General features: G+C 51.0%; 8 protein-coding genes. 3 read left to right on the top strand and 5 right to left on the bottom strand.

All coding sequences use genetic code 11. The annotated features are described in order from the left end of the window. The first annotated feature begins 276 nt into the window (after positions 1 to 276). On the top strand, positions 277 to 813 hold the full coding sequence (locus TK45_RS15705) for a glutathione peroxidase (RefSeq protein ID WP_131259801.1): 537 nt from the start codon (positions 277 to 279) through the stop codon (positions 811 to 813). Positions 814 to 1,210: 397 nt separating this feature from the next. On the opposite strand, the gene TK45_RS15710 is transcribed toward TK45_RS15705, so the two are convergent. Further along, on the bottom strand, positions 1,211 to 1,807 hold the full coding sequence (locus tag TK45_RS15710; protein ID WP_254426647.1) for a lysophospholipid acyltransferase family protein: 597 nt from the start codon (positions 1,805 to 1,807) through the stop codon (positions 1,211 to 1,213). 135 nt (positions 1,808 to 1,942) lie between these two features. Here TK45_RS15710 and TK45_RS15715 point away from each other — a divergent pair, with 135 nt between their 5' ends. Continuing rightward, positions 1,943 to 3,136, top strand: coding sequence for an amino acid aminotransferase (locus TK45_RS15715; RefSeq protein ID WP_131259802.1), 1,194 nt, complete (start codon positions 1,943 to 1,945; stop codon positions 3,134 to 3,136). 50 nt (positions 3,137 to 3,186) lie between these two features. On the opposite strand, the gene TK45_RS15720 is transcribed toward TK45_RS15715, so the two are convergent. Together TK45_RS15720 and TK45_RS15725 are read right to left on the bottom strand one after the other, a co-directional pair. Next, positions 3,187 to 6,270 (bottom strand): efflux RND transporter permease subunit, encoded by a 3,084-nt coding sequence (locus TK45_RS15720; protein WP_131259803.1) that lies wholly within the window; start codon positions 6,268 to 6,270, stop codon positions 3,187 to 3,189. 2 nt (positions 6,271 to 6,272) lie between these two features. Continuing rightward, a complete protein-coding gene (locus TK45_RS15725) occupies positions 6,273 to 7,325 on the bottom strand; it encodes an efflux RND transporter periplasmic adaptor subunit (protein ID WP_131259804.1) in 1,053 nt (350 codons plus the stop codon). Positions 7,326 to 7,438: 113 nt separating this feature from the next. On the opposite strand from TK45_RS15725, the gene TK45_RS15730 reads away from it, so the two are divergent. Further along, positions 7,439 to 7,960, top strand: a complete 522-nt coding sequence (locus TK45_RS15730) for a hypothetical protein (RefSeq protein ID WP_131259805.1) — start codon at positions 7,439 to 7,441, stop codon at positions 7,958 to 7,960. A 7-nt stretch (positions 7,961 to 7,967) separates the two neighbouring features. Here the strand turns inward: TK45_RS15730 and TK45_RS15735 are convergent, their stop codons facing one another. Both TK45_RS15735 and TK45_RS15740 read right to left on the bottom strand, forming a co-directional pair. Next, complete coding sequence (locus tag TK45_RS15735; RefSeq protein ID WP_131259806.1) at positions 7,968 to 9,185, bottom strand: ABC transporter permease; 1,218 nt, start codon at positions 9,183 to 9,185, stop codon at positions 7,968 to 7,970. Beyond that, positions 9,182 to 9,859, bottom strand: coding sequence for an ABC transporter ATP-binding protein (locus TK45_RS15740; protein ID WP_254426648.1), 678 nt, complete (start codon positions 9,857 to 9,859; stop codon positions 9,182 to 9,184). The genes TK45_RS15735 and TK45_RS15740 overlap by 4 nt, the downstream gene beginning before the upstream one ends. Positions 9,860 to 10,028 lie beyond the last annotated feature (169 nt).

The following is a 10,028-nucleotide window of genomic DNA, read 5'->3' on the forward strand; positions in this document are numbered from 1 at the left end:
GCTAATGGGTTCTGAACCGGCGTCTGCAGCGTTTGGGCTACCACCGGGGTATTTACCGGTGTCTGCCCAGCGGTGCTCACTGATGTTGCGTTACACGCCAATAACGACGTGCAAATCACTGATACCAATAAACTTTTTGTATATTTATGCATATTATTATCACAACCTACGAATCTTCAGGCAGTATTATTCGTGGAATAGCCAGCAATGGCAAACCCTGTGATCGCAGTGCATGATTGCGCCGTACCACACAGCCAACATACCAAGGAGCCTGTAATGAAAAAAGCCATCCTGATCGGCGCACTCGTTAGTTTCAATGTGTTTGCGGCCAATACCTGCCCGGACGTGCTGAAGTTCGTCAAACGCAAACTCAATTCTCAGGAAACGGTTAACCTGTGTAATGAGTACGCAGGAAAGCCACTGCTAATCGTCAACACTGCCAGCTACTGTGGATTTACCCCACAATTTAAAGGGCTGGAAGCCTTGTATGCAGATTATAAAGACCGTGGTCTGGTGGTATTGGGGTTCCCCTCCCATGATTTTAATCAGGAAGACAAAGACGAGGGTAAAACCGCTGAATTGTGTGAACTGACCTACGGCGTGCAGTTCCCAATGTTCGAGCCTATTCATGTTAAAGGTGACGAAGCCGACCCGCTGTATCGAAAACTGGCCAAAGCCACCGGCGAATGGCCCAGCTGGAACTTCAATAAATATCTAATCGATAAGCAGGGCAACGTGGTCAAACACTATGGTAGCCGGGTAAAACCCCAAAGCAAAGAGATGCTCGCCGATATCGAGAAAGTCCTGAATTAAAAAAGGCGCCGTGTGGCGCCTTTTCTTTGAGAATTACTACCTGACCGAAACCTTTTCGTTATAGATAAACTGTTAAACAGCAACATGTTACAAGTGTGAGATAGAATCCTAATCTGACTGACAACCGCATGCCGTCCTCCTTCCTGTGTGATCTTGGCGTATGCGCGGAAGATCAAGAGTAGTCGGTATTTTCAGTAATGCTGTCTTAAAACGGCCTTAAAATTCAGAGATTCATGTAAGACTTTGATTTCCCTAAAAAACAAAACCCCGCCACAAGGGCGGGGAAAATTCACTCAACTTGGAACACACATTGCTGCAACAATCTCAATAACTCGTTGCATAAGATTAGGCTGGCATTTGCTGATAAAGTTCAGCGGTTTTATAAAAAGTTTTGTGGTCAGGCCAGTTCCGGATGTTTCGCGCTAACCTGTCCAAAATACTCCCGCACTCGCTGCATTTCCTGCTCAGTATTTTCGCTCACTTCCAGCAGAGGCCCAAACACCAGCGCTTTACGCTTATAATCCAGTCCTACTAACAGCACAGGCACATTGGCTCGATGGGCGATATGTAAAAAGCCACTTTTCCAATTGACTACCTTACTGCGCGTCCCTTCAGGGGCTAATGCCAATAACAGCGACTCCCGCTGGGCAAACTGTGCAACCATCTGCTCCACCAGGCCATGGGCTTTATCACGAAACACCGGGATACCGCCAATCGCCAGTAAAAAACCTTTAATCGGCCAAACGAAAATACTGTGTTTGCCAAGAAAATTTAATTTAAGGCGCAAAGCCAGCATGGCAAACACAGCGATAAAGAAATCCCAGTTTGATGTATGTGGTGCCACAGCGAGCACCATCTTGCGATGGGCAGGAAACTCGCCCTCTGTGCGCCAACCGAGTATGGACAAACCCTGCCGCCCGATCCAGGCAGTAAAGCGGTTACCCATGCGGGGCGTTTGTGCAGGAATATCAATTAATTGTTGTTGTGAGGCCATTAGGTGCAACCCATTATGCTTATTCGGCTATTTTGCGACAATTTACCCCTAATTGCAGTCGTAATTTTCACCGTTACTGGCATAATGTTTGGCCTTTCCAGGGCATTAACACTTATCAAATTTTAGGGGTCATCAATGTTTGAAGTTTTAAAACAACTTCCCGCCGATCCAATTCTGGGTCTGTCCGCTGCGTTTAAACAAGATAACAATCCGGACAAAATCGATTTGGGCGTTGGTGTGTATAAAGATGAGCAAGGCAAAACGCCAATTTTGCAAGCGGTTCAGCAGGCTCAGGTTATTCTGCAAGGTAAAGAAGACTCCAAAACCTATATCGCACCGCAAGGCGTGCAGGGTTTTATTGACGGCATGTTAACCCTGTTACTGGGCGAAGCCAGCCCGGTGATTTTGGCCGACCGCGTAGCCGCGGTGCAGGCGCCAGGTGGCTGTGGTTCGTTGCGTATTCTGGCCGAACTGGTGGCCCGTGCGAATCCTGATACCACCGTTTGGGTCAGCGACCCAACGTGGGCGAACCACATTCCGTTGATTGGTGACGCCGGTCTGAAGATTGAAACCTATCCCTATTTCGATAAAGCCAGTGCATCGATCAAATTCGACGCCATGGCTGAGTGTCTGCGCACTCAGGTGAAAGCCGGTGACATGGTACTACTGCACGGTTGCTGTCATAACCCAACCGGTGCGGACTTAACTCCTGAGCAATGGCATGTGATCGCAGATATTGTGGTCGAAAAAGGCATTGTGCCGTTTGTCGATGTGGCTTATCAGGGATTTGGCGACAGTTTAGAACAAGACGCCTTTGGCCTGCGTTTACTGGCCAGTAAAGTTCCGGAGATGGTGATTGCCGCCTCCTGCTCGAAAAACTTTGGCTTATATCGCGAGCGCGTAGGCTTGGCTGCGATTGTTACGCAAAACAGTGCGCAGCGCACCGCGATCCAGACTCAGATTCAAAGTGTCGCACGTGCTATCTACTCTATGCCACCATCTTATGGTGGTGCGTTGGTGGATATTATCCTCAATGACACCCGACTGAAGCGTCTGTGGGAAACCGAAGTGACCGATATGCGTGAACGCATGAAACAACTGCGCGCCATGCTGGTTGAAAAACTGGCCGAGAAAGGTGCCAGCAAAGACTTTGGCTTCATTAATCAGCAAAAAGGCATGTTTACTTTCCTGTGTATTAGCCCCGAGCAAGTAGATAAACTGGTTAAGCAGCACAGTGTCTATCTGGTTGGCTCAAGCCGCATTAACGTAGCGGGTATCAGCAAAGGTAACGTGGATCGTCTGGCACAGGCGATCGTTGAAGTCTTATAAAACTGGTGCTCATCGCATAAAAAAGCCGCTCATAGCGGCTTTTTTATTGCTTAGTGTTTTTGTTCCAGAGCATCCAGCTCACGGGCGATTTGCTGCGGAGAGCCGGTATGTCGCGCCAGCCAGAAGTAGGCCGTGGGGATAACATACAGAGTCATAAACGTGGCAAACAACACCCCGGAAAAAATCACCATACCAATCACGGAGCGACTCTCGGCCCCGGGACCCATGGCCAATACCAGCGGCAGCGAACTGAATACAGTGGTGAATCCTGTCATCATAATCGGGCGCAGACGCTGAGATGCGGCGCGTTTTAGCGCCTCTTCAAACGCAACGCCGGCATCCCGTAACTGGTTGGCGAATTCGACGATCAAAATACCATTTTTCGCCGCCAGACCGATAAGCATCACTAACCCAATCTGGCTGTAGATGTTCAGTGTCATATCGCTCAGCATCAGACCAACAAACGCCCCTACCAGCGCCAACGGGACAGTCAGCATAATCACCAGTGGATGCACAAAACTTTCAAATTGCGCAGCCAGTACCAGATAGGTCACCGCCAGAGCCAGAGCAAACATAAACAGCACCGAGTTACCGGACTCTTTATACAACTGACTCTCGCCGCGATAATCCACCTGCACATTGCTGGGCAACTCGTTTTGTACAATGGAATTCAGATAATCCAGCGCTTCACCCAGGGTGTAACCATCCGCCAAGTTGGCCGAGATGGTAATACTACGCATGCGGTTATAGCGATTCAGCGTACTGGAGGTCGCCTGCTCTTTAAACGTCACCAGATTGTCCATCGGGATCAGCTGATTACTGCGGCTGCTGCGAACATACAGGTTATTGATGTTTTGCGGACTACGGTAATCATCCTCGATGCCTTCCATCACCACATCGTATTCGCGTCCACGATCGAGGAAGGTGGACACCCGGCGCTGGCCGAGCATGGTTTCCAGCGTACGACCAATGTCACCAATCGACACGCCTAAATCCGCCGCCCGCTCGCGGTCGATATTCACCAACAGCTGTGGCCAGGTTTCTTTGTAGTCGCTATCCAGCCTGAGCAGATTCGGATTTTCCGCCGCTTTGGCCATCAGCACATCGCGCCAGGCTACCAATTCCTCATAGGTGTTGCCCTGCAACACAAACTGCACCGGACGACCACCGCCTCGTGCCAAACCATTGCGCATAAACGCAAACGCGCGTACGTCCGGTAAATCAGACAATTGTGCGGTTATTTCGTCCATTAATTCAAAGGTCGAACGTTCACGGATCTGCCAGTCGACGGCACCGACAATGGCAATCCCCGCACTTCCTCCGAATCCCGGCGTGCGCACCAGTACCCGATCGACTTCGCCCTTATCCAGATATGGCAACAGAATGTCTTCGACCTTCTTAAGATTGCGCGCATTGCTCTCAAAACTGGCTCCTTCGGCAGTTTGTAACTGCACAAAGAACGTGCCACGGTCTTCTTTTGGGGTAAATTCTGCCGGAACTCTCTCCACCAACGCAAAGATTGCGGCTACCGCAAGGCCAATCAGCAATACGGACCAGACAGGCTGATGCAACGTTTTGTCCAGACTGCTGAAGTAACGACGCTCGACCTTACCAAAGACCCGATCCACCCAACCAGACAGTCCACTGTTGTTGCTGTGCTTAGTCAGTAACTTAGAACACATCATGGGAGACAAGGTCAGTGCGGTAAAACTGGAGAAGGCCACCGCCGCCGCGATAGCAATGGCAAATTCGGTAAACAATCGACCAATATTGCCCTGTAAAAATACCAGCGGCACAAATACGGAAATCAGCACCAGGGTAGTTGCGATTACCGCAAAGCCGACTTCACGGGCACCGTTGTATGCAGCCAACAAAGGAGGCTCACCCAACTCGACCCGGCGGTGAATGTTTTCCAGCACCACAATAGCATCATCCACCACTAAACCAATGGCCAGCACCAGTGCCAGCAAGGTCAGCAAATTGATCGAGAAACCCAGCATATACATGACGATAAACGCGCCCACCAATGAGACTGGTACCGTCACCGCTGGGATTAATGTCGCCCGCACATTACCGAGGAACAGGAATATCACAATCACCACCATGGCGATGGCGATATACAGAGTTTCGTACACCTCATCGATGGACTGGGCAATAAATACCGAGGAGTCATAACTGGGAACGATAAATATATTGTCGGGTAAGGTTTGCGAAATATCGTCGATGGCTTTCTTGACTTCCTGCGCTACAGAGAGAGTATTGGCCTTGGATTGTTTAACCACACCCAGACCAATCATGTTCACGCCATTGCCGCGAAATTCGGTCTCGTCATCTTCAGCACCCAACTCCACATGCGCGACTTCGCCCAAACGCACCAGATAGCCATCCGGCCCCTGCTTGATGGCCAGGCGGGCAAAATCATCCGGGGTCAGGAATGTACGCGCCACACGGACTTCGAAATCGCGATCTTCTGATTCCAATTCGCCCGCCGGCAACTCGACGTTTTCAGCGCGGATCACCCGCTCCACATCGGCAACCGTCACTTCCCGGGCAGCCATGGCCTGACGATCCAGCCAAATCTTCATGGCATACTCACGGCCACCACCTAATTGCACCCGCGCGACACCATCGACCACAGACAGGCGATCGACTATATAGCGGTCGGCATAGTCGGTGAGTTCCATTACCGACATATTGTCAGAGCGCAGGTTGTACCACACCACGACCTGCTCGTCGGAGTCTGACTTAAACACTTCCGGTGGTAACGCCTGATCCGGCAGGTTATTCAGGGCACGACTAACCCGCTCTCGCACGTCATTGGAGGCAGAGTCGATGTCGCGACTGAGATCAAACTCAATAGAAATGCTGGAACGACCATTGCGACTGCTGCTGGTAATATTTTTAATCCCGGCGATACCGCTGATGCGATCTTCCAGTAACTGGGTAATCTTGGTTTCAACGATATTGGCTGACGCACCGGGGTAACTGGTATTGATCGACACAATGGGAGGGTCAATATCCGGGTATTCGCGCAGAGATAATTTATCGATGGCGACAATACCAAACACCACGATCAACAAATTGACGACGATGGCAAAGACCGGGCGTTTAACCGAGACATCTGACAGCAACATACTTAGTTCTCCAGAATCCGTACCTGACTGTCTTCACCGAGACGTAATGCACCCTCGACCACCACTTTTTCACCGCCTTTTAATCCCTGACTGATTTGCACCAGTCCCGGTTTGCGTAAGCCAATCGTGACCTGCTGACGGTGGGCTTTGTTTTCTGGCGTGACGATATAAACAAAATGATTATCCTGAATCGGCACTATCGCCGACTCTGGGATCACTAAAGAATTGACCACCTGCTTTTGAATAAGGATGCGCAGCAGCATACCCGGACGCAGGCGAAGGTCAGGATTGTCAATGATCGCGCGCACCTGTACGGCCCGACTTACCGGATCGATACGCGAGTCAATACTGGCGATGGTGCCGACAAAGGTTTCACCCGGCCAGGCCGCACTGGTAGCGAATACCTGTTGGCCCGCTTTCAGGCTGGCCAGATGCAGTTCAGCCACGCTGAAATCCACCTTAACCTGATGTAAATCATCCAGCGTGGTAATTTGCGTACCCGGCGTCACCAGTGCTCCCGGGCTGACCCGCCGAATACCCAACTGACCGGAAAACGGCGCATGAATTTCCAATTCTGCCAGGCGGGTTTTCGCCACTTCTAATTGCGCTTGTAATGCATCGACGCGTGCTTGCTGTTCATCCAGCAATTGCGCGGAAGCCACATTTTCACGGGCAAGATTACGAATACGGCTTAGTTGGCGATTGGCTTCATCCAGATTAATTCCTAATTCTTTAACGCGCGCCTGCTCTTCACGGCTATTGAGTGAGACCAGTAATTGCCCAGCTTCGACTAACTGACCATCGTTAAAATGCACCTGGGCAACTACATCGGTACTTTGTGCAGTAATAATCACTGCTTCGTTTGCCACTGCCGTCCCAAGGGCTTCAACCGTTACCTCAAAGGGCTGTTCACTGGCGACTACCACTTTGACCGGCGAAGCTTGCATCTGCCGGCGCTTTTGCTCTTCACCTTGCGGGACATACAACCAGGCAACCAGAGCTGCCAACACCACAACCACCAATAAGATGGGGGTAAAACGAAAATGTGAAGCCATGAATTCTCCATTGGCTGAATTAACTGACCACAACCTTGCCCATACGCTTTAGTTCAATGGCCAGATCTTTTATGATTTTGACTGCAGCAAATAGTGACTGAGAACCCCGTCTGATGAAAGGTAAGTTACCGCGAATATTCGCAATTTCATGTATTAGTGCGTTAACTGCCTGTTCAAATGAGGCGCCTACCCCACCGGTTTGCCGTACCTTGGATCATTTGCCACCGGTTTCAAGCCCCAGCGCCTATTGCGTGGTGCGCATAGCAGACAGATTGCTGACCGTCAGCGCCAAACAAAATCAAGCATTACGCTTGCCCGGTGGTGAGATAGACCCGATCAACGAAGCGCGCTGCCAGGTCCACCAAAAAGTCTGGCAACAAACCGGCTTTAATGCGCAAATTGGTGAGTTACTCAGACAAAACGAGCGCGCTGCGTATTTTCATTGTGATTTACAAGCCGGCTTTAGTGGTGCCATCGAGGAATTTCCGGTGCCCGGCTGGGTCAGCGATGATGTAGCACGAATTACCCTGAGTGAGCCTTTTCAGCTCAACCATCAGGACTGGGCCACACCGGATGAATATGTCCTGATGCGCGATTTATTTGTGCAGGCCAAACAACCACAGGACGCGGACTAAAGCGGGTTTAGCCGCGCATCTGCATCCCGTCGTGCACTGTCATCCGGTATGCCCGCCACGCAGGGACAAGACTAACCAGCATCGCACAGCCCAGCACCATCGCCAGCAGCGTGATTTCCTGCGGTTGCGGCCAATCAGGACTCAGGCGCAAACCAGACACAGCCTGCAAATAGGGAGCACCCGCATATTGCAAGCCATACAAGGCGGCTAACCCGAGCACAATACCCAAAACACCGACCAGCAAAGACTCCGCCAGCAACAGACTGAAGATATGTCGCGGCGCAGCACCCAGAGCCCGTAGTACCGCCATTTCTCGCTGGCGCTGAGATAAACTGGTTAACATATTGGTTAGCAACGTCAGTAAGGTGCTGGCCACCACGATGGCGGCTAACAGCAGTAGGCCCAACTGCACACTATCCATCAGGCGCCAGACCTGTTGCATCGTCATCAATGGCAGTAATGCCGTCATTGGTTCTGCGTCAAATTCATTAATGGCGCGCAAAATACGCAAAACGTCCTGCGGCGCCTCAACACCAAGATAGAGCGCGCTGATATCATCATGATTCAGTGGGTTATGAGGGTCGCGCATAGGTGCATGCATTTCATCCAGCGCGGCAAGAGGTACAAAAATTCGCTGATCGATGGGCGTACCCGTGGGTGCCAATATTCCCGCAACGCTCAACGGATGATTGCCATGTTTACTGAAACTAACCTTGCTAACGCCGTGACTGAGCACCAGTTGTTGGCCCAGTTGATAGCCCAATGCATTTGCGACCTGAGCGCCAAGCACGACCTGATGCTCATCCTCAAACGGCTTGCCCTGCTGGAATATCAACGCCTGCTTATTAGCATACAGGCGGCGGGCAAAATACTCCTGATTGGTACCCACTACCCGATAACCCTGATGGGAGTCACCAAATGACAATGGCACCGTCCAACTAACGCCGGGCATGCTCTTAATATGCTGCCACGCCGCCAGGCTCAGACTGTTGGTCGGCTCGCCAATACCAAACACCGTATACAGCAACAGATTTACCTGACTGGTGCGCGGTCCGACAATAATGTCTGTGCCGCTAATCGTCTGGGTAAAACTTTGCTTCAACTGGCTTTGCAAACGCTCTACCCCCAGCAACAGCATCACGCTGATTGCCACCGACAACAGGGTTAAGCCCAGCGTAAAACGGCGGTTACGCATAGATTTAAGCGTCAGGCTAAGCATAGTCATTGCGCACCTCCGGGACTACGCAGGCGCACCATTTGATCAAAGTTCAGCCGCAGGCTTTCGTCGTGACTGACATACACCAAAGTCGTGCCTTGCTCATTAACCTGTTTGAGTAACAACTGCATAAAAGCGGCGGCGTTGGCATGATCCAGCGCTGATGTAGGCTCATCCGCAATCAAAATATCCGGCTTTGCATAAAGCGCACGGGCAATCGCCACCCGTTGTTGTTGGCCGACACTGAGCTCAATACCGGATTTGCTAAACGCCTCCTGTGGTATTTGCAGTGCGCTAAGCAGTTGCATGGCGCGCTCTTTACCTTGTCGGGCGGCAAGTTTTTTATGGCGAAACGTATCGGCGATTTGCACGTTTTCCAACACACTCAGGTAAGGCAATAAATTAAACTGCTGAAACACGTAGCCAATGTGTTCGGCTCGAAACGCATCACGCGCCCGGCCAGAAAGCTTGGCCATATCCTCGCCCAGTATTTTTAAACTGCCGCTCTGCACGGGTGTAATGCCGGCCAGTAATGACAATAACGTGGATTTGCCACTACCACTTGGCCCCTCGACAAATAATTTGTGCCCTATTGGTAAAGCTAATTGCTCAATCTGCAATGTGGGCGTATTGGCGTTTGGGTATGAAAAGGTCAGCTGTGACGCTTCGATAGCAAGTTGCAACGACAGTTCCTTGTTTCAGGCAGTAAAAAAACGGCTGCTGTAAACTAACGTGAATTGCCGACGCTGAAAAGCCATTCGCGCCATTCCAGCAGCGTACAGACGAAAAAAAAGCACCCGGAGGGTGCTTTTTTATGGGGTGGGCTTACTTACCCGAAGCCAAGAGGCGTCA

Origin of the sequence: Bowmanella sp. JS7-9, from assembly GCF_004329715.1 — a bacterium.
GTDB classification, from domain to species: domain Bacteria; phylum Pseudomonadota; class Gammaproteobacteria; order Enterobacterales; family Alteromonadaceae; genus Pseudobowmanella; species Pseudobowmanella zhangzhouensis.

Coding starts and splice junctions, on each gene's coding strand:
- TK45_RS15725 (WP_131259804.1), bottom strand. CDS start 7,325: ATGGCTTCACATTTTCGTTTTACCCCCATCTTATTGGTGGTTGTGGTG.
- TK45_RS15730 (WP_131259805.1), top strand. CDS start 7,439: ATGAAAGGTAAGTTACCGCGAATATTCGCAATTTCATGTATTAGTGCG.
- TK45_RS15720 (WP_131259803.1), bottom strand. CDS start 6,270: ATGTTGCTGTCAGATGTCTCGGTTAAACGCCCGGTCTTTGCCATCGTC.
- TK45_RS15715 (WP_131259802.1), top strand. CDS start 1,943: ATGTTTGAAGTTTTAAAACAACTTCCCGCCGATCCAATTCTGGGTCTG.
- TK45_RS15710 (WP_254426647.1), bottom strand. CDS start 1,807: ATGGCCTCACAACAACAATTAATTGATATTCCTGCACAAACGCCCCGC.
- TK45_RS15705 (WP_131259801.1), top strand. CDS start 277: ATGAAAAAAGCCATCCTGATCGGCGCACTCGTTAGTTTCAATGTGTTT.
- TK45_RS15735 (WP_131259806.1), bottom strand. CDS start 9,185: ATGACTATGCTTAGCCTGACGCTTAAATCTATGCGTAACCGCCGTTTT.